This window comes from Arthrobacter jiangjiafuii, from assembly GCF_018622995.1.
GTDB classification, from domain to species: Bacteria; Actinomycetota; Actinomycetes; order Actinomycetales; family Micrococcaceae; genus Arthrobacter_B; species Arthrobacter_B jiangjiafuii.
The window spans coordinates 318,650-341,896 of the sequence record NZ_CP076022.1 but is presented as its reverse complement, the minus strand read 5'-3'; the positions used below and the strand labels follow the sequence as shown (position 1 = coordinate 341,896).

Sequence of the window (23,247 nt, the reverse complement as noted above, 5' to 3'; positions counted from 1 at the left end):
GATGTCATCTCCTCTTCCCGTGCGCAACGGCGTGAATGCCACCCGTCTGCGCCTGCCGGTGGAGGGCCCGTGGGAAACCGCCATGGACTATGTCCTTGACCGCTTCGGCCACGTCGATCCGGACGGCATCGTGGACCGCTTTGCCCGCGGTGAAGTGGTCGGTCTGGGCGGTGTCCCCCTCAGCCAGCGCACCCTCCTGAACGAGCACACCTTCATCTGGTACTACCGTGAACTGCCACCGGAAAAGCGGCTTCCGGTCGAGATCAATATCCTGCACCAGGACGAAAACCTGCTGGTCGTGGACAAACCGCACTTCCTGCCCACCACACCCGGCGGGATGTACGTGGCCGAATCGGCCCTTGTGCGGCTGCGGGTGCAGCTGGATATCCCCGATCTGATCCCCATGCACCGTCTGGACCGGATGACTGCAGGAGTACTGCTCTTCTCCACCAACCCCCAGACCCGGGGTAAGTACCAGACCCTGTTCGAGAAGCGCCGCATCAGCAAGGAATATGAGGCGGTTGCCCCTGTCCGCAGCGATCTGGAGCTGCCCCGGGTTGTCCGCAGCCGGATGATCAAGTCGCGCACCTATCTCCTGGCGCAGGAGGTGGAGGGCGAACCCAATGCGGAAACGCGCGTCGAGCTGCTGGAAGAGCACGACGGCGTGGGCCGCTACCGTCTGCAGCCCCACACCGGTAAGACCCACCAGTTGCGGGTGCACATGGCCTCGCTGGGACTGGGCATCCTGAACGACTCGTTCTATCCCGAGCTGCTGCCGCAGGCGCCGGACGATTACACGCGGCCGCTGCAGCTGCTGGCCCGTTCCGTGGAATTCGTGGACCCGCTGACCCGGGCACCGGTGCAGTACCGCAGCGGACTCACGCTGGCGTTCGCGCCCGGGAGCCGGCCCGCCACGGCCTGACCGGCCGGGAGCCGCCCTGACCGGCGGGAGCCACTGGGAGCCTAACCAGCCGGAGGGAGCCGCCACGTAGCCACTGCCCTAAGCGCCAAATCTTTTTCTGGCCGACTGCCGTGGCGCTGGGTAGGGTGAGGGGAAATATCCCGGGGCACGACCTGCGGATACTCTCCAGCAGGGGAAGGACCCTGATGCTTCCGCAGTCCACGCCCCGGCAAACCGCTCCCGTGCAGAAGCGGGTCCTGACACCCTCAGTGCCTCCACGCCCGCCTTCAGTATCCGCACCGCCTCGACGTTCTCCGCTGTCCGGCCCGACGCCCCTAACGGCGTCGATGTCCCCCGGACTTGTCCGCCGTGCCACGGTGTCGGCTGCTGCCGCGGCGACTACGGGCTGCGCGCTGGTCCAGGTTTTCGGCGACGGCGGAACCCTGAAAGATCGTGGCACCCTGAAGAACGGAACGCTGGAGGTGCTGGACCCCGGCGGTTCGCTGATGGCTCCGGCAGCCGTGTTCTGGTGGCTGTGGCTGCCGGTCGCTGCTCTGTGGCTGGGCTATGCCGTATATCAGTGGCTTCCCCGGCAGCGGCAGAATCCGCGGCACAACCGGTTGGGGTGGGTCGTCCTGGCTGCCAACACCACAGCCCTGGGCTGGCTGATGGCGGTTTCCCTGGACAGCGCCCCAGCGGTGCTGTCTGTCGCTGCCCTCCAGGTGGCGGTCGGGCTGACCGCAGTCCATCTCATCAACCGGGAGCCCGCCGGGTCCTGGACGGAGGGCGCTCTGACCGATGTTGCCCTGGGCTGGTTCCTTGCCCTGGCGGTGCTGACCTTGACCACTGCCCTCTCTGTCCTGTTGACGGGACACGACGTCGATCTCGGCGGCTGGGGCGGTACGGTCTGGACACTGGTGGCCCTGATTAGCGTCACGGTGGGCCTCACCGTGGTCTGCATGACGGACCGGGGCCACCTGCCCGTGGCACTGGCGGCTGCAGCGGGATTGGTGTGCGTAACGGTGGAGCGGCTGGCTGGTTCACCGGGGTCGTTCGTCATCGCTTCCTCGGCTGCGGGTGCTGCTTTTCTGGTGGTGGTCTCCTCCGGCTCGCGGCGTCATCACGTGGACCACGAACGGCGGATCAGCGCCCGTCGCAGCGCCGGCGGTAACGACGACGGCGTGGAAGATCCGGGCGACACGCCGGGCGACCAGGCCGACAGCAACAGCGACGGCGGCGCAGACCGTCCGGAATAGTCCCGCAGCCGCTGTGGTTGCCGCCGGGTATGAAGATCATTGGCGTGGAGAAATTCGGCGGGCCGCAGGCCCTGACTGTCCTTGACGTTCCGGAGCCGCATGCCGGCCCTGGCGAGGTCCGCATCAGGGTTCATGCAGCGGCCGTCAGCCCGACGGATACCGTGCTGCGTTCCGGCGGGCAGGCACCCGACACGCTGCGGATGCCCGCCATTCCCGGAATGGACGCTGCGGGAGTCATCGACGAAGCCGGACCGGACAGCGGCTGGGAGGTCGGCGAGCAGGTCATGGCCATCGCCCTGCCCCTGGGCGAACATCACGGTGCGTATGCGCAGTACCTCGTCAGTCCGGCAGATTCGCTGGCACGTATCCCAGCCGGCGTTGATTTCGCCGAAGCTTCCACCCTGCCGATGAACGGGCTGACCGCCGTGCAGACACTCGAAAAGCTCGACCTTAAACCGGGGCAGTCCCTCGCCGTGACGGGAGCTGCGGGAACGCTGGGCAACTACCTCGTGCAGCTGGCCAAGCACTCCGGCCTGGTTGTCGTCGCCGACGCCGCGGCGAAGGACCGCGACCTCGTATCGAGCCTGGGCCCGGACTACGTGGTGGACCGGGGAAATGACTTCGCCGGCCACGTCCGCGAGCTGTTTCCCGACGGTGTGGATGCGCTGGCGGACGCAGCGGTGATGAACGGGAAAGCGGTTTCGGCAGTAAGGAACGACGGCGGATTCGCCACCTTCCGCTGGTGGAGCGAGGAGCCGGGCCGCGGCATTACGGTCCATCCCATTGCCGTCCGGGAGGAATACCATTCAGCGCGGAAGCTGGAGACGCTGCGGCAGCTGGTTGAAGACGGAACGCTCACCCTGCGGGTTGCAGACCGGATGCCGGCCGAAGAGGCCGCTACGGCCCACGCGCGGCTCGAGGCGGGCGGAGTCCGCGGGCGGCTTGTACTGCTCTTCTAAGGTGGAGTGCCGGGCCGCTGGTGCTGGTTTTCCAGGGCCGGCTGCACTTCTTCTAGCGCCCTGGCCGGCTTCTAGCGCCCTGGCCGGCCAGCTACAGCGGAACCCACCGGCCCCGCTGACGGCGCAGGACCTGGAGCCGTTCCGCGTCGGCGATCTCTTCCACTGCATGGCGCATAGTGGCTGCCGCGCGCTTGGCCTGGGAGTTTTCCATTGACCATTCGTTGTCAGGCACCATGAACCGCAGGGTGATCCGGGGTATCCCCGCCACAATGTCGAGTTGGTTCGCTTCCACATGGTGGCTGGAGGCCAAAGCCGCAGCCGCCGTTTCCATCACGGCTTCCGGAGCAGCTCCGGGCTTCAGCCCCGTGATATTCAGCTGGGCTCGGAAAGAAGGCATACAGACAGGTTAGACGGTTGCCCCGGACTACCGGCCGCAGTCTGCCCGAACAGGCTAACCGGCCGAGCCTACCGACGGCTGGCTAACCGACGGCTGGCTAACCGGCGGCAGGTCCCCTGCCTTCAACGGCAGGGGTTCCTGCGGCCGGGAGATTCCGGGAGATTCTCAGAGTTCGCGGTCTTCAGGGTCAAAAGCGGCCAACGGGTCCCCGCCCAAGTGGGCCGGGTCATCGCTGGCGTCTTCCTCATCGGCAGAAGCCGGGTCGTCAAAGTCGACGTCAAGGGCCGCCTCGCCAATGGTCGGTACCTCCGGCGGGACCTGTGCGTCGCCGTCCTCAAAACGCTCCTCGGCGGTTTCCTCCCGGAGCGTCTGGTCGGACAACATACCCGGTTCATTCAGCGGCTCTTCGTCGATCAGCGGATCCTCGCGCCAGTTCTCCGGGTTGTCCTCGGCGGCTCCGGGGTAGCTGAGGTCGGCAGGATCAAGGACCTCACCGGTGTTGGGAAGGTCTGCGGGATCGACTATTTCATCGGTGTTGCTCAGGTCGTCGGCGTCCATCAGGTCGTGCAGGGGAACATCTGCGACTTCGTCGGGCGTGGCCACATCGGCAATGCCGTCGGCCAGCACCGGATCGTCGCCCAGCTCGGGGTCGGGAATGCTCTGCTCGTCCATCAACTCTGCCTTTCCGTCATCGTTTTGGCTGCCGTATTGCCCGGTCCTGGCCGGTGGCCACAACCGGAAAACCCGGCAGCCTTTCAACTAGTAAGCCTACTGATCTTGCCTGTCCTGTTCCAGTCGGAGACGGCCGGGCACCGCCCGCGCCGGCAAGGGAACCGGCGAACCTAGCGCAGCGCGGAAATTCCCGTGATGTCGCGGCCCACAATGAGGGTATTGATCTCGTAGGTGCCCTCATAGGTGTAAATGGCTTCGGCATCGGCGAAGACCTTGGCCATGCGGTAGTCCGTCAGGATGCCGTTGCCGCCGAGGATGCCGCGGCCCAGCGCCACTGTCTCGCGCATTTTGCGGGTGGCGTAGGACTTCGCCAGGGCTGCCTGCGCCATGCCGCCGCCGGGGGATCCACCGGAAGTTCCGCCGCGCGATCCCCCGCCAGACCTGCCGGGCGCTCCGCCAACGGCAGCCCCGTCCCGGCTGGCCGCGGACGGATAGCCGCCGCGTTCCAGCTCGGCGACCCGGGCCAGCATTCCGGTGCTGGCTACCGTGTTGCCCAGCATCCGCACCAGTTGTTCGGTCACCAGCTGGAACGAGGCCAGCGGGCGGCCGAACTGCTGCCGTTCCACGGCATAGGCCCGCGCGATGTCGACGGCGGCCAGCTGGGTGCCGACGGCCTGCCAGCCGACCATGATCCGGGAACCGCGCAGCAGGTGCTTGATGTCGTCAAAGCTGTCGATTCCGGCCAGCCGGTCTGCTTCGGAGACGCGGACGCCGGTCAGGGTGATGTCCGCGTTCTGTACAGTGCGCAGCGCCGTCTTGTTCTCGATCCGCTGGCGGTGCACCCCGGGAAGGGAGGCATCCAGGAGGAACCCGCGGACCCTGCCGGTCTCCGGTTCGCGGGCCCAGAGCAGCATGTAGTCGCAGAAGGTGCCGTTGCCGATCCAGCGCTTGCTGCCGTTGAGGATCCAGGAATCACCGTCCCTCACTGCGGTGGTTTCCAGGCCCCCGGCCACATCCGATCCGTGCCCGGGCTCGGTCAGGGCAAAGGCTCCGGTGATCCGCAGCGCCAGGGCATCGCCCAGCAGCCGGTCCTTCTGCTCCTGTGAGCCGAACGCATGCAGTGCCTCCACGAAGAGGTCGTGGTGGACCATGAAAAAGGTCGCGATGGAGGTATCGGTCCGGGTCATTTCCGCGATGACGAGCCCCGCGAACAGCGGGCTGTAGCCCTGCTGCACCGGGGTGGAGAGCTCCAGGGCGGCGAGCTTGGGCAGCAGTTCGGTCGGGAAGTACGCGTCCTGCCACCAGCGGGCGGCATGGGGTGCAACCTCCTGCGCCAGGAAGCACCGCAGCTGGGCAAGCTTTTCCTGCTCGCGTTCGCTGAGCAGGTCTTCGAAGCCGTAGAAGTCCGCGTCCGGCAGACGCATTTGTGGATCAACAGCCATAAAGGTCAGCGCGGTCCCATCCGGATAGCGCCGTCCAGACGGATGGTCTCTCCGTTGAGCATCTGGTTTTCAATGATGTGCGCGGCCAGGGCGGCGTATTCATCCGGCCGGCCCAGCCGGGAGGGATGTGGAACCTGCGCCGCCAGCGAGTCCTGGGCGTCCTGGGGCAGGCCTGCCATCATGGGCGTTTCGAAGATGCCGGGCGCGATCGTGACCACGCGGATCAGGTGCCGGGCCAGTTCCCGGGCCAGCGGCAGGGTCATGGCCGCTACTCCACCCTTGGACGCGGAGTAGGCCGGCTGTCCGATCTGCCCGTCGAAGGCCGCCACGGATGCGGTGTTGATGATGACGCCGCGCTCAGCGGTGCCGCCTTCGTCCACGGGTTCGGTCTCCGCCATGGCCTGCGCCGCGAGACGGATGACATTGAACGTTCCGACCAGGTTCACCTGGATGACCCGGGCGAAGTCCTCCAGCGGCAGGACCCCGTTGCGTCCCAGGACCTTCCCCGGAGTGGCAATGCCGGCACAGTTCACTGCCACGCGCAGCGGCCCGGCGCTCATGGCCGCCTCCACGGCCGCGGCCATCTGACCGGGGTCGGTCACATCCCCCGGCACAAAGCGGGCATCGCCGCCCAGCTCGGCGGAGTAGGCCAGCCCGCCCGACGACGGCAGGTCCACCAGGATCACCGATGCCCCGGCGTCGTGCAGCCTGCGGGCAGTCGCCCGGCCGAGCCCGGAGGCCCCTCCGGTGACGAGGGCCGATGCGCCTGAAATGTCCATGCCTGCTCCTGCGGAAGATTTGAGCTGCCGCCCGTGCGGCGGCGCATAGTGAGCCTACTGTGATCCGGCGCACAGTGCATCCCGGCCGGTGCCAGACCGATGCGGCATCCGGAAGACCGCAGCACAGCCCGCGGCTGTGAGCTGGACCCGGAGCGGTCTAGGCTGGGCCGCATGCCTGACGAGGAACCGCTGCATGACATCCCGGCCCGGGCCTCTCACGCTGCCGCTTCCGTCACGGCCGCATTCGCCCGCCCGGTGTTCGGCCTGCCGGGAACCAGGCTGGCCGCGGTCCAGAGCCCGGCGCCGCGGCGCATCCTGCCCGGCCCCTGGCACTACTGGTGGCAGGCGCACTATGTGGATGCCCTCGTGGACGCCGCGCTGCGCGGAGCACCCGATGCCGCGGCGCAGGCCCAGCTGGCGGTCCGCAGCATCCGGCTGCGCAACGGACTGCGCGCCACCAATTGGTTCTTTGACGACATGGCCTGGCTTGCCCTGGCGGTAGGCCGCTTGGATTCGCTGCAGCCGGACGGCCGGCCCGGGCGAACCCTGCCGGACACCTATCAGGAGGGCGACGGCGGCGCCCCGGCAGCGAAGGCGCGTCCCCATCCGCAGATGATGGCGGCACTCACCGAAGCCCTCCGCTCGGCCCATACGCCGGAATTTGGCGGCGGCCTGTTCTGGAACCGGAAGCGAACGTTCAAGAACACTCCGGCCACTGCGCCGGCAGCATTGCATTTCGCGCGCACCGGAGACCGGGAACGGGCGCAGTCACTGGTGGACTGGCTCAATGCGGTCCTGCTGGACCCGCAGCGCGGACTGTATCTGGACGGCATCAAGGCGGCCGGCCCCTCCGGCGGCACGGTCCTGGAAGGGGCAGTGTTCACCTACAACCAGGGACCGGTCCTGGGCGCACTGCTGGAATTGGGCGGACCGGCGAACCTCTCCCGGGCCGCGGAGCTGATCGCTGCCGTGCGGACCCGCCTGACTCATCCCGGCAGTGCCGTGCTGCTCACGCATGGAACCGGTGACGCCGGGCTGTTCACCGGAATCCTCTGCCGCTATCTGGCTCTGGCCGCGGTCTCCGCGACCCTTCCGGCCGAAGCGCGGAAGCAGGCAGCTGAGCTGGTCAGTTCAACCGCCGACGCCGTCTGGGCAGGACGCGCAGCCCGGAACGGGCACTCCGTGTTTTCCCCGCACCCGCTGGAACCGGCCGGACAGCACTATCCGGCGGGAGCCGCCGTCGGCCTCTCCACCCAGCTCTCCGCCTGGATCATCCTGGAAGCGGCAGTGCGGGTGGAACGCGGACAGTCCTGAAGCACCCCGGCAGGCCCCGCAGACCCCGGCGCACCCCCGGCCCACCCCCGTCACATCCGGCAGGCTCCCGGCCCCTCTAGACCCATCTAAGCCGTCGGCCCTGCCGCCCCGGCGTGCAGCGGCTTCTGCGAGGCCGCGGCGCGCTCGTCCAGGTCCTCCAGGGTCAGCGGATAGCGCGGCGCCGCCGGCAGCGGACGGCTGCTGTGCACCGCCAGCGAACTGTCGACGTGGAGGACCTCCCCGGAGTCCATCAGCCGCCAGCCCGGATTGTCATCCATCTTCTCGGTGGCGAACAGCACGGCAGGGCGCTGTCCGGCCGCCAGTTCCTCGCTGCGGACGCTGATCCGGTGGGTCTGCATGCCGCCGCGCATGTCCTGGCCGGACAGCTCCAGCACATAGAGAGGGTGCGTGTCCGGATACCGGACGGCCCAGATGTCGGTGGCATTGGCCAGGAGAATGTTCACGGCGAACAGCCGCAGGTTTTCCGCCACCCACCCCAGGGCAGAGGCAATGGCGGCCTCAACGTCGCCCCCGTTGCTGCGGATCTCCGCAGTAATCAGTGCAAACACCCGCTCACTGTCCGTTTCCCCCTTGACCAGGTCCATCACGCCCAGCTGCCTAAGCCGCGCATCGAGCCGGTCCAGGTCCTGGACCACGCCGTTGTGGGCCAGCAGCCGGTTGTCCTGCTCGAACGGATGGGTGTTGACCTTCAGGTTTCCGCCGGTGCTGGCGTACCTGACGTGCGCGATGAAGGTGATGCTGGCCAGATCGCGTGCTTCCGCGGCGAAGGCCTTGTCCTCGTACGCAGCGATCGGCGCCTTTTCAATCACCGGCCTGCCCTCGGCGTCGTAGGCTCCGATCCCGAAACCATCGGCCTCGCGCCGGCTCTGCTGCGCCAGGCTGTCCGGCGCTGTAAGGAGCCAAAAGGTGGCCGTAACCGGAACATGGCCGGCGTGCATACCGAAGAGACGACACATGATTGACCTTCCGAAGGCGGAGAAGCGATGAATTTAAGGCTCGCGCCGCCACGCACCAAAGGCAATGGTCCGGCCACTCAGGGGGCCCGCCTCCGCTGAGGATACGGAGTTTCCCCGTTGGCGAGCATGCGGACAAACTCCGCAATCCTGCGTTCCCTGGCGGCGGGAGTCTTGAGGCGGTCGAGCCGGAAGACCAGTGCGTACCGGTTCTGTGCCGTCAGCACGTTGTACATGGCCTGGGCCCGGGGCTCCCGGGCGATGGCCGCGAGCAGGTCTTCCGGAATGGTGGCCGTGGCAGAGCCGGAATACGCCGTTTCCCAGCGCCCGTTCGCCTTGGCCTGTTCGACGGCGGCGCGGCCGGCGGGGCGCATCTTTCCTTCGGCTTCGAGCTGGGCTACGTAGCCGACGTTCCGCAGGCTCCAGATGCTCCGCGGGGTCCGGGGAGTAAACCGCTGCAAGTAGCTCTGTTCATCGCGCCGGTTGGCCTGACCGTCGATCCAGCCGAAGCACAGGGCCTCCAGCAGCGCACCGGCATAAGTCAGGCCGGTCACGGTTCCACCCTTGCGGCCCAGGACCAGCTGCACCCCGGGCGATTCCGTGTGGTGGGTTTCCAGCCAGGTGCGCCAGGCGGCAGCGTCCGGCAGCAGGAGTTCGGGCAGCGGCGCCTTGCGCGGGGTGGGCTTATTCGTGCCGCTCATACCCACGAGGGTAGCCCCGCATACCCCAGTCCAGAAGGCCGCCGCACAGTTCAGCCGAGGGCCAAAGAGCCGCGCGTCGGTGCCATGGCCCTGCCGGATTGCGGTAGAACACTGCTATGAGTGTTCGTACCCCTGATCCTTATCCCGGCTGGCTTTCCGAAGAAGATCTGCACGAGGCGCGGCAGCGGCTGCCCATGGTTTACGTGGAAGCCGTTCCGGTCCGCTGCGACCCTTTGGGCTACGTGACGGAGGTGGGGCTGCTGCTGCAGGCTACAGATGAAGGCAAGATGGTCCGCACGTTTGTCTCCGGACGGGTGATGTACCGCGAAACCATCCGCGCGGCCCTCCTGCGCCATCTCGAAAAGGACCTCGGGCCCATGGCGCTGCCGCAGCTGCCGCCGGCCCTCACCCCATTCACCGTGGCCGAGTATTTCCCGTCGCCCTCGCAGTCCGGACTGACCGATGAACGCCAGCACGCCGTCGCTCTGGCCTACCTCATCCCTGTCACCGGCGAATGCGACCCGCGGCAGGATGCCCTCGAACTGTCCTGGCTGACTCCCGAGGAAGCCCTGAGCCCGGAGATCTACGCCGAGTTTGCCGGCGGGCGCGGTGACCTCCTGCGGCAGGCGCTGGCCTCGGCCAGCTGGGGCCGCTGAGTACCCGTTACCCTTTCTTTATATACTGGGGGCCGACTGACCGATGAAAAGGAACGCCATGCCAGAGAGCCAACCGGAATCCTATACATTCCGGGTCAATGCCGAGCTGCTTGCGCCGGGGCAGATTCCGGTGCATGAGAGCACCTCGCTGGCAGCAGTACGGGAGCGCTCCGTGGAGAACGACGACTTCGGGGTGCCCGCACTGGTTCATCTGGTGCTGGAGGACGGCATGGCGCTGCGCCTGGCTTACGGTTCCCCGGTCCGCGTCCAGGCTCCGCCTCCCGCCGGCGCCCCCGCCGATGCAGTGCGCGTGGAGCCGGCGGATGAGGAGAACTTCGCCGCCGTCGTCGCAGCTGCAGCCGCCGCCCATCCGCAGGACCCTAGAGTGCAGGAGTTCGCGACACGGCTGGGGCGCGGCCTGAACGTGAAATCCGGCAGCAACCTGCAGGACGTCCGGGATCTGGCGCACACGCTGTATGTGGATCTGGATGACGCGGAAAACGCGCTGGCGGTCTGCAACATCATCACCGGGCTGCCCTTCGACGGGAACTTCGGCCGGTGGAACTGGATCCAGAGCGCACTGTCGCTGGCCGCGCACATCTCCTCCGAAGCAGGTGACGACGAGGCCTTCACGGCGTATGCGCAGGCCGTCCGGGCCGCGGACTCAGCGGAAACCGATCCGCTGAAGGCCAAACTGGCCGCCGAGATGCTGCAGCGCCAGTTGAACGAGCCCAATCTTTACGACCGCGAGATCCATCGCTCCGCCGAAGCCGGAGATGAGAGCACCGAACGGGACTGGCGCACCCTGCGGCTCGACGCGCTGCTGTACCTGCGGGCACATGGCGGCTCGCAGACCCTCGCGGAGGCCGAGCTGGACCGGCGGATCCGCAATGAACTCATTGCCGTACGGGGCTTGAACCTGGATCTTTAGTCCGGCTCCGGCTGGTCCGCATCCGGCTGGCGTGCAGGTGTACCAGCAACACCATCGTCATGCCCACGGCGGCTCCGATGACGGTTTCTATTGCCCGGTCCTGGACCAGATCCAGGGGATTGCTGGGATGGGCCAGCTCGGTACTGACCAGGGCCAGCGGTGTGACCACCACCTGGGCCAGGGCGTACTGACGCACCACCAGCATTTCCGCTCCGAACTGCAGCAGGGCAATCACCACCACCATCTGCCACGGCTGGAGTCCCGGCAGCAGGATCAGCGCCGTGAGCAGCAGGCCTCCGAAGGTGCCCAGGACGCGGTGGATCCCGCGGTACATGCGGTTGCGGACGGTCGCGCCCACCAGGGGTACGGTGGCCGCCACCATGGCCCAGTAGTTATGCCCGATCCCCATCAGAGTGGCAATCGATCCGGCCACCACGGCCACGACGGCGTACTGCAGCGCGTCGATGCAGACGGCCCGCCGTTGGGTGGCGGAGAAGCGCGGACGGACGGGCTTCTTCCAAGGGGTGCGGTGCTTCGCCCAGAGCCGGCCGGAGAGGCCCAGCAGCAGGGAAAGTGAAATGGTGGCTGCCGCCGCAAGGAGCCCCTGCCACAGCGGCGGATGGTTCGGCACGGAAGCAATCGCTGCGTAGCCAAAGATGTGGAACAGCGATCCCGTGGGACGCAGGCGCCAGAAACCGGCAACCAGGGTTCCCAGCCCGGCCACCGCCGTCGTGCCCCAGACGATGCCCCAGGCATCCGGTTCCAGCCGTGAGGTCAGGGCGCCGGCGGTGATGACGCCGAACATCAGCGCTCCGGCGCGCAGCTGGTGTCCCAGGCGCTGGCGGTGCGGTTCATTGCGCCCGTAGATCCCGGTGAAGGCACCGAACGTGGCGAAGATGGCCAGATCGATCCGGCCAAAAACCAGCAGCACCGCCAGGGGAAGCCCCACGCCCACCGCGCAGCGGATGGCCACCTCGTGGTCCTTGTGGGCGGGGCCGATCCGGAACATTTCGCGCAGCTGGTCCAAGGGTCCGGGGGTACCTTTCGGTGCAGGGGATGTGACGGACTTCGGCCGCCTTTTCCAACCTACTCTGCGCGGTTCGCGGCCCGGGAAAAATGTGGGGAGCGTCCCACCAGCCCCGGCGCACCGCCTGCGGCGTCCGGTAAGGCAAAATGGAAGCGTGTCTTCCTCAACGTTCTCCTTCGCCCTCGGTAAGCGCCTGCGCGAAACCACTGCCCCCACCGCCGAGCAGACGCAGGCCAACGGCGGTGAGTTCCAGGGCCGCACCGGGACGATCACCACGCCCCACGGCGAGATTGCCACGCCTGCGTTTATTGCCGTAGGCACCAAGGCGACGGTGAAGGCCGTTCTGCCCGAATCGATGGCGGACCTCGGCGCGCAGGCTCTGCTCGCCAACGCCTACCACCTGTACCTGCAGCCCGGCCCCGATGTACTGGATGCCGCGGGCGGCCTGGGCAAGTTCATGAACTGGTCCGGCCCCACCTTCACCGATTCCGGCGGCTTCCAGGTCATGAGCCTGGGCGCTGGCTTCAAGAAGGTCATCAACATGAACGCCGACGGCACCACCCACGCCACCGGCGCGGACGACGCCGTCGCGCCCGGCAAGGAACGCCTCGCGCATATTGACGACGACGGCGTCTGGTTCAAGTCCCACCTCAACGGAGACAAGCACCGCTTCACCCCCGAGGTCTCCATGCAGGTCCAGCACCAGATCGGCGCCGACATCATGTTCGCGTTCGATGAGCTGACCACGCTGATGAACTCACGTGGCTACCAGGAGATGTCGCTGGAACGGACCCGGCTGTGGGCCGAGCGCTGCATCATCGAACACCGCCGGCTGACCGAAGAGCGTGTCGGCAAGCCGTACCAGGCCCTGTTCGGCGTGCTGCAGGGCGCGCAGTACGAGGATCTGCGCCGGCAGGCCTCGCGCGACCTGGGCGCCATGGACTTTGACGGCTTCGGTATCGGCGGTGCCCTGGAGAAGGAAAACCTGGGCACCATTGTGCGCTGGTGCACCGAGGAGCTTCCCGAGGACAAACCCCGCCACCTGTTGGGCATTTCCGAACCGGATGACATCTTCACCGCGATCGAAAACGGCGCCGACACCTTTGACTGTGTCTCCCCCACCCGGGTGGCCCGCACCAGTGCGTTCTACACCCCGCACGGGCGGCTGAACCTGTCCAACGCCCGCTTCAAGAAGGACTTCACGCCGCTGGTGGAGGGCTGCGACTGCTATGCCTGCGCGCACTACACGAAGGCCTACATCCACCACCTGTTCCGGGCCAAGGAAATGGTCGCGTCCACGCTGGTCTCCATCCACAACGAGCGTTTCACCGTAAAACTGGTCGACGACGCCCGGCTGGCCATCGAGGACGGCTCCTTCTTCGACTTCAAGGCAGAGACCCTCGGGAAGTACTACAGCTCCAAGGTCTAGGCTGCCGGTGGCGCTTCGGTGACAGCTGCGTAGCTCGGTTCGCGCTTCTTGATCGCTTTGATGACCGCGGCCGTGACCGGCACGAAGAGGAACTCGATAAGCGTTTTGTACACGAAGCCGAAGATCACGTAATTGATGAAGCTGCCCGGGTCGGAAATCCCAATCACGGGGGCAGCGACAGCGCAGAAAATCAGCGTGTCCGCGAACTCGCCCACGCCGGTGGACGCCATCAGCCGGCCGGCCAGCGCCTTTTCCCGGAACTTCTCCTTCATCTTGACCAGGACCCAGGAATTCAGTGTCTGTCCGGCCAGGAAGCCCAGGAGACTGGCCAGCACGATCTGCCACACAGGACCCAGCGCCAGCTCCAGCGCAGCCTGCTTGGACTGCCCGTAGTCGTCGTCGAACCCCGGCAGCGCAATAATGACGGCAAAGCTGACCGCCGCCAGGGCCGCCACCGCAAAACCGGTGAAAATCGCCCGGCGGGCCGCCTTGAAGCCGTACACCTCGCTGATGACATCCCCGAGGATGTAGGCCAGCGGGAAAAGGAAGAACCCGCCGTCGGTCACGATGCTGAAGTCTCCGACAATCGGGCCCAGCGCGATCGGACCCAGCACCACACCCTTCGTGGCTCCGATGTTGGAAATGACGATCACCACGCACATGAGCGCCAGGATGATGTCGTAATGGGAGCTGCCCCGCTGGGCAAAGGCCGGAGCGGGAGCCGTTTCGGCGCCGGACTGCGTGTGCATGGGTCTTCCGTTTCAGTAGTGGTTCGCCTGGCGATCCGCCGGCTGTATTAGCACTGTGCCCGCTGCACCGGGCGGCCCTGCGTGGGCCGCCGTCAATTCTGCCATGTTCCGCCCCGACTCCGCTCCCTGCCCGCCCGGACACCCCTGTGCGGTGCGTTTTTGAACACGTTCAAAACCGTGATGTACTTGCGGGCGGGCAACCCCGCAACCGGTGCACGCCAGGGCCGGCCCCCTTCAGCCTGCGTACCACCCACAAGCGGCGCATAACGGAAACCAGGAGCGTTGATGGCCGCGACGGACAAGAGCGAACAGACGCGTCGGCTTCTGCTGGAAACAGCACTGGAACTCTTCCGCTCGCAGGGGTACGCCAAAACCACGATGCGCAGCATTGCCGAGGCAGCTGAGGTCTCCGTCGGCAACGCCTATTACTACTTCCGCTCCAAGGACGAGCTGGTGGCCGAGCTATACCGCTTCCTCCAGGACGAACACCGCACCCGCTCCCTGCCGCTGCTGCGCGAAGGCCACAATCTGGGTGAACACCTGCGGCTGATCCTGCTCGCCAATCTGGAGGTCATGGGTCCGTACCATGACTTCGGCGCCCACTTCATGCGCACGGCCATGCCGTCGTCGGGCAGGGCACCCGCCTACAGCCGGCACGCGGCCGGCGCCGGCGTGGGCCGCGCCAAATCCATCGCCCTGTTCCGGCAGGCGGTTACCAGGTCCCGCCCGCAGCCGCCGCTGGCCATCCGCGACGACCTGCCCGAACTCCTGTGGCTGGTGCACATGGGCGTGACCCTGTTCTGGATTTATGACCGCTCCCCCGGCCAGCACCGCTCCCGCCGGCTCGTGGAAAACGTGGCACCGCTGGCCGCGAAGCTGGTGATCCTCTCCCGCCTGCCCGTGGTCCGCAATATCGTGGAGGATGTAGTACGCCTATTCCAGGGAGCCAGGGCCCATGATTGAACGCGGGGACGACGACGTCGCACCCCCCGCGCTGCCCGGCGCCACCGCCATCCCCCGGCCCCGGGTACTTCCCGGGCCGGTTGCCGTGGCACTGGGTTACACCGTGGCCTGCCTGGTCCTGGCCGTGATTGCCACCCTGGTCATCGGCTGGGGAACCGCACGCGACTTCTGGGGCTATGTCTGGACGATCTTCGCCGCTGCGTTTTATGCCGCCGGATTCGGGCTGTTCACAGCCCTTCCAGTGGCTGTGGTCCTGGGCTGGGCGATGCGGCGCGTGCTGAACCAGGGCCTCCATATCCTGGCGTTTTTCCTTGTGCCAACCCTGCTGGGGTGGGTCGTCATCGGGCTGAGCGTGCACACCGTGCTGGTGCCGCTGCTGATGGCCGCAGCGATCGGCACGTCCCTGGCCGCAGGACGCGCCGTCATCTGGCCGCTGGCCCGCCCGGCACTGTGACGGTGCGCGTGCGCGCCGCTGGCACCGCTGATCGGTTTGGGTGGAAGATGGAACCATGTCTGCTAACACACACTCCGCCGCGACATCAGCTCCGGCCATCACCCTGACCATCGCCGGTTCTGAGGCCACAGGCGGGGCCGGTGCCCAGGCTGACCTCAAAACCTTCCAGGAACTTGGCACCTACGGGATAGCCGCCCTGACGTGCATCGTCTCCTTCGACCCGAAGGACAACTGGAACCACCGCTTCGTTCCGGTCGAGGCCCAAGTCATCGGCGACCAGCTCGAGGCAATCCAGACCGCGTACGACCTGACCACGGTCAAGATCGGCATGTTGGGAACACCTGCCACCATCGATACCGTCGCCAAGGCGCTGCAGAGCCAGGAATGGACCAACATCGTCCTGGACCCCGTACTCATCTGCAAGGGCCAGGAGCCCGGCGCAGCCCTGGACACCGACCAGGCACTCAAGGCCCAGATCCTGCCGCTGGCCACCTTCGTGACGCCCAACCACTTCGAATCCATGTCATTGTCCGGCATGGATTCCATCGAAAGCGTCGAAGACCTGCAGGAAGCGGCCCGCCGCATCCACGAAGCCTCCGGTGCGGTGGTCCTCGCCAAGGGTGGAGTCCGGCTCGAAGGCGACGACGCCGTGGACGTTTTCTACGACGGACAGACCATGGAGGTGCTCCGGGCGCCGAAGGTCGGCGACGTCGCAGTATCCGGCGCCGGCTGCACGCTCGCCGCTGCCATCACCGCCGAACTGGCCAAGGGCGCCACCCCGCTCGAGGCAGCCAAAACCGCCAAGGCCTTCGTCACCGAGGGCATCCGCAACCGCGTCTCCTCGCACACGCCGTTTGATGCCCTGTGGCAGGGCAATGCCGGCAACGGCCCCGCCCTGTAGGCACCGAAAAACCGAAGCAGGAGCCTCCCTCTGGGAGGCTCCTGCTTCATTTAAGCGGCCGAAAAATATCAGCACACCACCCGCCAGTCAAGGGTTGTTCGCAAGAATCGCGCCCTGAGACGCCAATCTATGCACCTCGGGGTTGCTCCTCTAGGGTGACCCCAACGGCTGCAACGCAATGGGGGCCGCCAAGTGCATGCTGACACTCCATACGGGGGTTTGGAGGCACGACGGAAAAGCTGCCGCAGTGTGTCAGCAGCCGGTAGGCATGTCTGTGGGACATGGCCCGGTAGCGCTCGGTGGAAATGTTCAAGGAGCGTTATGAGAAGGTCCATTCATCACAGATCCGGCGCGGTCGTCACTGCCGCGCTAGCAGGCCTCGCACTCACGGCGTCCCTGGGCGTACCCGCCCAGGCCACCGAAGGCACCACAGGCGACGGGCTTGCTGCCGGCGTCGCCGTCCAGAAATTCGCCACCCAGAAGGTGTCGTCAAGCCTGCGGGAGGCCTCCGGCCAGGTCTCCGTCTATGTCCAGTTCACCGGCGAGGGCGCCTTTGAACAGACGCAGCCTGAAGCGGTCAAGGAGGGCAAGGCAGACCCGGTCCTCAACCAGCCGCTGGTCGAGGAGATCCGCAGCAACATCTCCTCCCAGGCCGAGTCCGTGGCCGCCGAAGCCGACGCCAGCACGCTCTACACCACCACCAACACCCTTCCCGGCGTGGCCATCGTCGGCGATGCCGAGGCGATCCGCGGTCTCGCTGGACGCGCGGACGTCGCCCGGATCACCAAGATCGTGCCGAAAACCATCGGCAACAAGGGCGCCGACATCGACACCCGCGCCCTGAACACCTGGGTGGAGCGGAAGCAGACCGGCAAGGGCATCACCATCGCCGTGCTGGATACCGGCATCGACTACACCCACAGTGATTTCGGCGGCCCGGGAACTGCCGAGGCCTACAAGGCAGCCCAGGCATCCCCGGGCATCCCCGCCGCCGACAGCGGCCTCATTGACTCCGCGAAATTCATTGGCGGCTACGACCTGGTCGGCGACGACTACGACGCCGACCCGTCCTCACCCACGTACCAGCCGGTTCCGAAGCCGGACCTCAATCCGCTGGACTGCGGCGGACACGGCACGCACGTGGCCGGAACCGCAGCCGGTTACGGCACCAACGGCGACGGCTCCACCTTCCGCGGCGACTACTCCACCCTCACGGCGGAGCAGGTCAACACCATGCGGATCGGCCCCGGTTCCGCTCCCGAGGCACAGCTCGTCGGCATCCGCGTCTTCGGTTGCGCCGGCTCCTCGGAAGTGGTCGGACAGGCCCTGGACTACGTGCTGGATCCCAACGGCGACGGCGACTTCTCCGACCGTGCACAGGTAGTGAACATGTCGCTGGGCTCGGACTACGCCCCGGCGGACGACCCCGAGAATGACATCGTCAACAAGCTCACCGAGCAGGGCATCCTCTCGGTAGTGGCCTCGGGCAACGCCGGAGACGTCTACGACATCGGCGGCTCCCCCGGCAACGCCAAGTCAGCACTGACCGTCGCCAGCACCATCGGCTCCCAGGTGACCCTGGACCGCGCCGATGTCCTGGCCCCGGCCGACCTGGCAGGAAGCGTCGCCGGCCAGTACTCCTCCAGCTTCAACTACGCCGACCCGGCACTCACTCCCGAACGGCTCACCGGCAGCGTCGTCATGGCTCCGGCCGACAACGCCTTCGGCTGCAACGCCTTCCCCGCCGGTTCCCTCACCGGCAAGTGGGTCTGGATCCAGTGGGAAGAGAACAACGCCTTCCCCTGTGGTTCCGGCGTGCGCTTCAACAATGCCCAGGCCGCCGGCGCCACCGGCGTCGTGCTGGATTCTCCGCGCTCGGTGTTTGACGCCGGCATCGGCGGCAACGCCACCATCCCGGGCATCCAGCTCAATGCCGCCTCCTCTGACCGGCTCCGGCCGGCCGCCCAGGCCGGAACACTGACGCTGCGCCTGGATCCGTCCTACCGCGCCACGGCTACCGGGCCCTCCGGTGCCGGCGACACCATCAGTTCCTTCTCCTCCCGCGGCCTGCACGGCTCCAACGGTGTGGTGAAGCCCGACGTCGCCGCTCCCGGCTCGTCCATCGGCTCAGCCGCCGTGGGCTCGGGAACCGGAGCATCCGTCAGCAGCGGCACCTCCATGGCCACCCCGCATGTGGCCGGCATTGCAGCCCTGGTCTACGCCGCTACGGACCTGAACCCGTACGAGGTCAAAACCGCCATCATGAACACCGCAACCCACGACCTGCTCACCGCAGAAGGCAACGTGCATGCTCCGAACCGCGTCGGTTCCGGCCGCGTGGACGCCCTCGACGCCCTGAACACCAAGGTCCTGGCATATGCGGCGGACGACCAGGCGCTGACCAGCGTCAACTTCGGCGTGCTGGAACTGGGCAAGGAAGCACTGATCCAGACCAAGCAGGTCACGGTCGAGAACAAGTCCGACAAGCCCGTGTCCTATGACGTGAGCTACTTGGAAGCGTCCACCATGCCCGGCGTCGTCGTGAGCACCACCCCCAAGGTGAGTGTTCCCGCCAACGGCAAGGCCACGGTGGACGTCACGCTGAGCATCACCGATCCGGCCGCATTGGCCAAGACCATGGATCCGGCTGCAGCCGCCTCACAACTTGGCCTGGCCCGGCAGTTCATCGCTGACGTCTCCGGCCGGGTGCAGTTTGCCGGCGCCGGAACCCCCACCCTGCGCGTTCCCGTCTACTCGGCCCCGAAGCCGACCTCGGAGATGACCGCAGGCACGGAGATCGCCTTCGCTGATTCCGAAGCGCTGAAGAGCACCGTGACCCTGCAGGGCCGCGGCCTGGATCAGGGCACCGGGGCATCCCGCTACCTCTCCCTGGTGGCTCCGCTGGTGCTCGGTGCGCAGAGTCCGCGCCTGGACTCCGTGAAGATGGATTCCATGTACGCCATGGACCTGCAGTCCGTCGGTGCCTCCTCAACCGTTCCCACCCTCAAGGCGGCCGGCGGCGATGTTCAGGGAGCCGTGGTGAACTTCGGCGTCAGCACCTGGGCCAACTGGCCGATCCTGGGCGGTGCCACGGAAATCGATGTGGAGATCGACACCAACGGAGACTCCGTGCCGGACTTCGTCACCTTCACCACGCGCGCCGATGACCTGGACCTGGTCCTGGCCTCGACCTACCAGCTGAACGCTGACGGAACCGCCAGCATGGTGGACCAGACGGGCGCCAACGGGCTGCTCGGCGACACGGATTCCAACCCGTTCGACACCAACGCCGTCACGCTGCCCGTTTCGGCCGCGGCCTTGGGCCTGGACCTCAACGCCGCGAGCGCTCCGCTGCAGTACCGGGTCACCACCTGGAGCCCGTACAACGTGGACGATTCCGGTAACAGCGTTCCGGTGGACACCACGGAGTACATCCCGTTCGACGCCGCCAACCCGGCGCTGAGCTTCTCCGGAGCCACTCCGGACGCCCTCTTTGCCGACGTCGAAGGCGGCAAGCTGGACGTTACCCGCGCCGCGGGCACCACCGACGCCAAGGCACTGTTCCTGCACCTGCACAACGCCACCGGCGACCTGAGCGGTGCAAACGGTGACGGCGGCCGGGCGGAAGTACTGCCCATCAAGGTACCCGCCAAGGTGGTTCCGCCGGTGACCCCGGCCAGCCCCGTCAGTGCGGTCAGCAAGTGCACTGCCGACAAGGCCGAGATCGCCGTGACCGTCAAGAACCCCGGCACCCGCCAGGCGAACGTCGAGGTCACGTCCGAGTACGGTTCGGCCAAGACCAACCAGCTGAAGCCGGGCGAGTCGAAGACCGTGGTCATCAAGACCAAGGAGTCCTCGATCAAGGCAGGCGAAGTCACCGTGAACTTCACCTACACCGGCAAGGGCAAGCCTGAAAAGGCCAGCTACAAGGCAGCCTTCGACGCGCAGGACTGCGGCAAGCCGGGCAAGGGCGACGACAAACCCGGCAACCCCGGAAAGGGCGACGACAAACCCGGCAAGGGTGACGACAAGCCCGACAAGCTGGGCAAGGGCGACGACAAGCCCGGCAACCCCGGCAAGCCCGGCAACGGCAACGGCTGATTCCGGAACCTGAACGGGGCACCTTGAGCAGTGCCTGACTGACCTATAGCTGAATATAAGTAACCGGCTGAGCCGGCTCCCGATCTCCGGGGGCCGGCTCAGTCCGTTTCCGGATGATCCGGCCCGGCCTACTTCAGCAGCCGGGAGAGCCTCCGGTCAGCGAGCAGCTTGCCGCCGGTCTGGCAGGTGGGACAGTACTGCAGCGACGAATCGGCGAAAGAGACCTCCCGGACGGTGTCCCCACATACCGGACAGGGCTCCCCGGTCCGCGCGTGCACCCGCAGCGCCCGCCGCTTGGAGTCCTTCAGCTCTGCGGCCGGACGTCCCGACGCACCGGCGATCGCTGATTCCAGGACGGCCCGCAGTGCCTCATACAGCCGGGAAACCTCTTCGGGCTTCAGCTTTGAGGCGTTGGCGAAGGGCGAGAGATGGGCAGCGTGCAGGATCTCGTCGCTGTACGCATTGCCGATCCCGGCGATCACCGACTGGTCCCGCAACAGGCCCTTGATCTGGCCCCGGTGCGCGGCAACCAGCGCCGCGAAAACCTCCTCGTCGACGTCGAACGCCTCCGGTCCCAGCCGCGCGATTCCCGGGACGTCGTCCGGATCCGTAACCACGTAGACGGCCAGCGACTTCTTCGTTCCCGCTTCGGTGAGATCGAACCCCGGCTGATCCCCGCCGTCGTCCCGCTCGCCGTCCCGCTCGCCGACCAGCGGCGCGAAACGCACCCGCAGCGCCATCCGCCCTTTGCCCGGCCGTAACCGTCCAGGCTTCAGGGCATCGGACCAGCGCAGCCACCCCGCCTTGGCCAGGTGCATCACCAGATGCACACCGCCGGCGGTGATGATCAGGAACTTGCCGCGGCGCTCCACCGCGGTCACCGGTCCGGCAGTCAGGGCCTCCAGCGGTACGTCCGCGGTTTTCAGCACCGAGAAGGACAGCACTTCCACCTCGGCGATCCGTGCCGGTGCGGCGTCGGGCGGGAGCAGCTTGGACCGGAGGAAGTCGACCAGTCCCTGCACTTCGGGCATCTCAGGCATGGCATCACCCTAAACCCAAGGGGTCCGTTCCGGTCAGCGTTTCTACACCCCCAGGCCAGCGTCAGCCCGCCGAATGCGCCTGCAGGAAGCTGTACACCTCGGTCTCGTCCACGCCGGGGAACGCACCGGGAGGCAGCGCCGCCAGCAGGTGCGAATGCGCCCGGGCGCTGGGCCAGGCATAGCCGGACCACTCTGAGGCCAGCTCGCCCGGAGGTGTGCGGCAGCAGTCCGGATCGGGGCAGCGGGACTTGGACCGCTCGGTGGTTTCCCGCCCGCGGAACCACTTCACATGCGCATACGGCACGCCGATGCTCAGCGAGAACAGCCCGCCGGAACTGCGCTCGGTGCGGGCCGTGCACCAGTAGGTCCCGGCCGGGGTGTCGGTGTACTGGTTGTAGGCGCTGAATTTGTCCGGCACCGAGAAGACCTCGCGTGAGGTCCAGTACCGGCAGATCGGCTGGCCTTCGATGGCCCCGGTGTGGTCGGCGGGGAAGGTCACGCCGTCATTCTCGTAGGCCTTGTAGACAATCCCGGACTCGTGGACCTTCTGGAAGTGCGTGTTGATGCCCAGGTGCTCCGTGGCCAGGTTCGTGAACCGGTGCGCCGCCGTCTCGTAGGACACCGCAAAGGCGTCACGGATGTCCTCCACCGCAATCTCCCGGGCCGTCTTGGCCCGCTGCAGGAACTCCACCGTGGCCTTCTGCGGCAGCAGCAGCGCGGCAGCGAAGTAGTTGGTGGCCACCCGCTGGCTCAGGAACTCCCCGTAGCTGCGCGGGGTCTGATGCTCCAGCACGTAGTGCCCCAGCGCTTGCAGCAGCACCGAGCGCGGATCGTGGTCCGAGCGCTGGGACTGGGTCAGGTAGATCCGCCGGTTCTTCAGGTCCGTCACCGAGCGGGTGGAATGCGGCAGGTCCGAGACGTGGTGCAGCGAAAAGCCCAGATGCGCGGCAATATCGGCGATCACGTGCTGGGACAGCGGGCCGGAGGTGTGCCCCACGGAATCCAGCACGCGCTGGGCGGCTTCCTCGTATTCGGGGAAGTAGTTGTTGCACTCGCGCATCATCTTCCGCAGTTCACCGTTGGCCCGGCGGGCCTCCTCGGGGGTAGCGACCTGCTCGTTCAGCCGCCGCTCCAGTTCGGACTGCAGCCCCACGAGGGATTCCAGGACGTCGATGGGCAGCCGGGAGCTGATCCGCACCTTCGGCAGCCCGAGGGATCCGTACAGCGGCCCGCGCTGCGCCCGCTCCAGCTCGATCTCCAGCGCGGCACGCCGGCTGGGCGGTTCGGACCCGAGCAGCTGGTCGATGCTGACATCCAGTGCCGCGGCCAGCGCCTGCATCATGCCGAGCTTGGGTTCGCGCTTGCCGTTTTCAATCAGGGAGAGCTGGGAGGCCACGGTTCCGACGGCGGCGCCCAGGTCATCGAGGGTCATCCCCTTGGCCTTGCGCAGGTGCCGGATCCGCCGGCCGAGGCTGATGACATCCAGCGTCCGTTCGGCCTCGGAACCCGCTTTGGAGGGTGCCGGAGACGGCCGGTTCCATGTTGTGTCGGTCACATTTTCAGATTACGCGAAGAACTGCGTTTCTTGCCAGAGAAAAACC

General features: G+C 66.9%; 21 protein-coding genes. 11 read left to right on the top strand and 10 right to left on the bottom strand.

What is annotated here, in order from left to right; genetic code table 11:
* Position 1 precedes the first annotated feature (1 nt).
* The 3 genes from KKR91_RS01810 to KKR91_RS01800 all read left to right on the top strand — a co-directional run bounded on the left by KKR91_RS01810 (position 2) and on the right by KKR91_RS01800 (position 3,116).
* Entirely contained in the window at positions 2–922 is a 921-nt protein-coding gene (locus KKR91_RS01810; RefSeq protein WP_210231392.1) for an RluA family pseudouridine synthase, read from the top strand.
* Positions 923–1,248: 326 nt separating this feature from the next.
* Positions 1,249–2,157 (top strand): hypothetical protein, encoded by a 909-nt coding sequence (locus KKR91_RS01805; RefSeq protein WP_210231393.1) that lies wholly within the window; start codon positions 1,249–1,251, stop codon positions 2,155–2,157.
* A gap of 29 nt (positions 2,158–2,186) precedes the next feature.
* A complete protein-coding gene (locus tag KKR91_RS01800; protein ID WP_210231394.1) occupies positions 2,187–3,116 on the top strand; it encodes an NADP-dependent oxidoreductase in 930 nt (309 codons plus the stop codon).
* Between the two features lie 91 nt (positions 3,117–3,207).
* Here the strand turns inward: KKR91_RS01800 and KKR91_RS01795 are convergent, their stop codons facing one another.
* From KKR91_RS01795 to KKR91_RS01780, 4 genes are all read right to left on the bottom strand, one after another.
* Complete coding sequence (locus KKR91_RS01795) at positions 3,208–3,513, bottom strand: hypothetical protein (protein WP_210231395.1); 306 nt, start codon at positions 3,511–3,513, stop codon at positions 3,208–3,210.
* Positions 3,514–3,678: 165 nt separating this feature from the next.
* Positions 3,679–4,185: a hypothetical protein gene (locus KKR91_RS01790; protein WP_210231396.1), complete on the bottom strand. Its 507-nt coding sequence runs from the start codon at positions 4,183–4,185 to the stop codon at positions 3,679–3,681.
* A 170-nt stretch (positions 4,186–4,355) separates the two neighbouring features.
* Complete coding sequence (locus tag KKR91_RS01785; RefSeq protein ID WP_210231397.1) at positions 4,356–5,627, bottom strand: acyl-CoA dehydrogenase family protein; 1,272 nt, start codon at positions 5,625–5,627, stop codon at positions 4,356–4,358.
* 5 nt (positions 5,628–5,632) lie between these two features.
* Positions 5,633–6,406 (bottom strand): 3-hydroxyacyl-CoA dehydrogenase, encoded by a 774-nt coding sequence (locus KKR91_RS01780; protein ID WP_210231398.1) that lies wholly within the window; start codon positions 6,404–6,406, stop codon positions 5,633–5,635.
* A 171-nt stretch (positions 6,407–6,577) separates the two neighbouring features.
* On the opposite strand from KKR91_RS01780, the gene KKR91_RS01775 reads away from it, so the two are divergent.
* On the top strand, positions 6,578–7,720 hold the full coding sequence (locus KKR91_RS01775; protein ID WP_210231399.1) for a glycoside hydrolase family 76 protein: 1,143 nt from the start codon (positions 6,578–6,580) through the stop codon (positions 7,718–7,720).
* A gap of 86 nt (positions 7,721–7,806) precedes the next feature.
* Here the strand turns inward: KKR91_RS01775 and KKR91_RS01770 are convergent, their stop codons facing one another.
* Together KKR91_RS01770 and KKR91_RS01765 are read right to left on the bottom strand one after the other, a co-directional pair.
* Positions 7,807–8,697, bottom strand: a complete 891-nt coding sequence (locus KKR91_RS01770) for a class II glutamine amidotransferase (protein WP_210231400.1) — start codon at positions 8,695–8,697, stop codon at positions 7,807–7,809.
* 77 nt (positions 8,698–8,774) lie between these two features.
* Positions 8,775–9,395, bottom strand: a complete 621-nt coding sequence (locus tag KKR91_RS01765; RefSeq protein WP_210231401.1) for a YdeI/OmpD-associated family protein — start codon at positions 9,393–9,395, stop codon at positions 8,775–8,777.
* Between the two features lie 116 nt (positions 9,396–9,511).
* Here KKR91_RS01765 and KKR91_RS01760 point away from each other — a divergent pair, with 116 nt between their 5' ends.
* Positions 9,512–10,051 (top strand): NUDIX hydrolase family protein, encoded by a 540-nt coding sequence (locus KKR91_RS01760; RefSeq protein ID WP_210231402.1) that lies wholly within the window; start codon positions 9,512–9,514, stop codon positions 10,049–10,051.
* Between the two features lie 58 nt (positions 10,052–10,109).
* On the top strand, positions 10,110–10,982 hold the full coding sequence (locus KKR91_RS01755; protein WP_210231403.1) for a DUF6707 family protein: 873 nt from the start codon (positions 10,110–10,112) through the stop codon (positions 10,980–10,982).
* Here the strand turns inward: KKR91_RS01755 and KKR91_RS01750 are convergent.
* A complete protein-coding gene (locus KKR91_RS01750; RefSeq protein WP_237687447.1) occupies positions 10,948–12,009 on the bottom strand; it encodes an FUSC family protein in 1,062 nt (353 codons plus the stop codon). The two genes, KKR91_RS01755 and KKR91_RS01750, sit on opposite strands and share 35 nt — an antisense overlap.
* Positions 12,010–12,163: 154 nt before the next feature.
* Here KKR91_RS01750 and tgt point away from each other — a divergent pair, with 154 nt between their 5' ends.
* Positions 12,164–13,438, top strand: coding sequence for a tRNA guanosine(34) transglycosylase Tgt (gene tgt, locus KKR91_RS01745; RefSeq protein WP_237687446.1), 1,275 nt, complete (start codon positions 12,164–12,166; stop codon positions 13,436–13,438).
* Here tgt and KKR91_RS01740 read toward each other — a convergent pair.
* Positions 13,435–14,187, bottom strand: a complete 753-nt coding sequence (locus tag KKR91_RS01740) for a queuosine precursor transporter (protein ID WP_210231404.1) — start codon at positions 14,185–14,187, stop codon at positions 13,435–13,437. The two genes, tgt and KKR91_RS01740, sit on opposite strands and share 4 nt — an antisense overlap.
* 285 nt (positions 14,188–14,472) lie before the next feature.
* Here KKR91_RS01740 and KKR91_RS01735 point away from each other — a divergent pair, with 285 nt between their 5' ends.
* The 4 genes from KKR91_RS01735 (at position 14,473) to KKR91_RS01720 (ending at position 20,606) form a co-directional block, all read left to right on the top strand.
* The gene (locus KKR91_RS01735) at positions 14,473–15,150 is read left to right on the top strand and encodes a TetR/AcrR family transcriptional regulator (protein ID WP_210231405.1); all 678 of its coding nucleotides are present in this window, start codon (positions 14,473–14,475) and stop codon (positions 15,148–15,150) included.
* On the top strand, positions 15,143–15,604 hold the full coding sequence (locus KKR91_RS01730; RefSeq protein WP_210231406.1) for a hypothetical protein: 462 nt from the start codon (positions 15,143–15,145) through the stop codon (positions 15,602–15,604). The genes KKR91_RS01735 and KKR91_RS01730 overlap by 8 nt, the downstream gene beginning before the upstream one ends.
* A 55-nt stretch (positions 15,605–15,659) precedes the next feature.
* A complete protein-coding gene (thiD, locus tag KKR91_RS01725) occupies positions 15,660–16,505 on the top strand; it encodes a bifunctional hydroxymethylpyrimidine kinase/phosphomethylpyrimidine kinase (RefSeq protein ID WP_210231407.1) in 846 nt (281 codons plus the stop codon).
* Positions 16,506–16,826: 321 nt separating this feature from the next.
* A complete protein-coding gene (locus KKR91_RS01720; protein ID WP_210231408.1) occupies positions 16,827–20,606 on the top strand; it encodes a S8 family peptidase in 3,780 nt (1,259 codons plus the stop codon).
* A gap of 128 nt (positions 20,607–20,734) precedes the next feature.
* On the opposite strand, the gene KKR91_RS01715 is transcribed toward KKR91_RS01720, so the two are convergent.
* Together KKR91_RS01715 and KKR91_RS01710 are read right to left on the bottom strand one after the other, a co-directional pair.
* A complete protein-coding gene (locus tag KKR91_RS01715; RefSeq protein WP_210231409.1) occupies positions 20,735–21,646 on the bottom strand; it encodes an Fpg/Nei family DNA glycosylase in 912 nt (303 codons plus the stop codon).
* Positions 21,647–21,707: 61 nt separating this feature from the next.
* Positions 21,708–23,201, bottom strand: a complete 1,494-nt coding sequence (locus KKR91_RS01710; protein ID WP_210231410.1) for a helix-turn-helix transcriptional regulator — start codon at positions 23,199–23,201, stop codon at positions 21,708–21,710.
* Positions 23,202–23,247 lie beyond the last annotated feature (46 nt).

What these genes read in the sequence shown, in the direction of transcription:
- KKR91_RS01810 (WP_210231392.1), top strand. Translation starts at nt 2, where the DNA reads ATGTCATCTCCTCTTCCCGTGCGCAACGGCGTGAATGCCACCCGTCTG.
- KKR91_RS01805 (WP_210231393.1), top strand. Translation starts at nt 1,249, where the DNA reads ATGTCCCCCGGACTTGTCCGCCGTGCCACGGTGTCGGCTGCTGCCGCG.
- KKR91_RS01800 (WP_210231394.1), top strand. Translation starts at nt 2,187, where the DNA reads ATGAAGATCATTGGCGTGGAGAAATTCGGCGGGCCGCAGGCCCTGACT.
- KKR91_RS01795 (WP_210231395.1), bottom strand. Translation starts at nt 3,513, where the DNA reads ATGCCTTCTTTCCGAGCCCAGCTGAATATCACGGGGCTGAAGCCCGGA.
- KKR91_RS01790 (WP_210231396.1), bottom strand. Translation starts at nt 4,185, where the DNA reads ATGGACGAGCAGAGCATTCCCGACCCCGAGCTGGGCGACGATCCGGTG.
- KKR91_RS01785 (WP_210231397.1), bottom strand. Translation starts at nt 5,627, where the DNA reads ATGGCTGTTGATCCACAAATGCGTCTGCCGGACGCGGACTTCTACGGC.
- KKR91_RS01780 (WP_210231398.1), bottom strand. Translation starts at nt 6,406, where the DNA reads ATGGACATTTCAGGCGCATCGGCCCTCGTCACCGGAGGGGCCTCCGGG.
- KKR91_RS01775 (WP_210231399.1), top strand. Translation starts at nt 6,578, where the DNA reads ATGCCTGACGAGGAACCGCTGCATGACATCCCGGCCCGGGCCTCTCAC.
- KKR91_RS01770 (WP_210231400.1), bottom strand. Translation starts at nt 8,697, where the DNA reads ATGTGTCGTCTCTTCGGTATGCACGCCGGCCATGTTCCGGTTACGGCC.
- KKR91_RS01765 (WP_210231401.1), bottom strand. Translation starts at nt 9,395, where the DNA reads ATGAGCGGCACGAATAAGCCCACCCCGCGCAAGGCGCCGCTGCCCGAA.
- KKR91_RS01760 (WP_210231402.1), top strand. Translation starts at nt 9,512, where the DNA reads ATGAGTGTTCGTACCCCTGATCCTTATCCCGGCTGGCTTTCCGAAGAA.
- KKR91_RS01755 (WP_210231403.1), top strand. Translation starts at nt 10,110, where the DNA reads ATGCCAGAGAGCCAACCGGAATCCTATACATTCCGGGTCAATGCCGAG.
- KKR91_RS01740 (WP_210231404.1), bottom strand. Translation starts at nt 14,187, where the DNA reads ATGCACACGCAGTCCGGCGCCGAAACGGCTCCCGCTCCGGCCTTTGCC.
- KKR91_RS01735 (WP_210231405.1), top strand. Translation starts at nt 14,473, where the DNA reads ATGGCCGCGACGGACAAGAGCGAACAGACGCGTCGGCTTCTGCTGGAA.
- KKR91_RS01730 (WP_210231406.1), top strand. Translation starts at nt 15,143, where the DNA reads ATGATTGAACGCGGGGACGACGACGTCGCACCCCCCGCGCTGCCCGGC.
- thiD (WP_210231407.1), top strand. Translation starts at nt 15,660, where the DNA reads ATGTCTGCTAACACACACTCCGCCGCGACATCAGCTCCGGCCATCACC.
- KKR91_RS01720 (WP_210231408.1), top strand. Translation starts at nt 16,827, where the DNA reads ATGAGAAGGTCCATTCATCACAGATCCGGCGCGGTCGTCACTGCCGCG.
- KKR91_RS01715 (WP_210231409.1), bottom strand. Translation starts at nt 21,646, where the DNA reads ATGCCTGAGATGCCCGAAGTGCAGGGACTGGTCGACTTCCTCCGGTCC.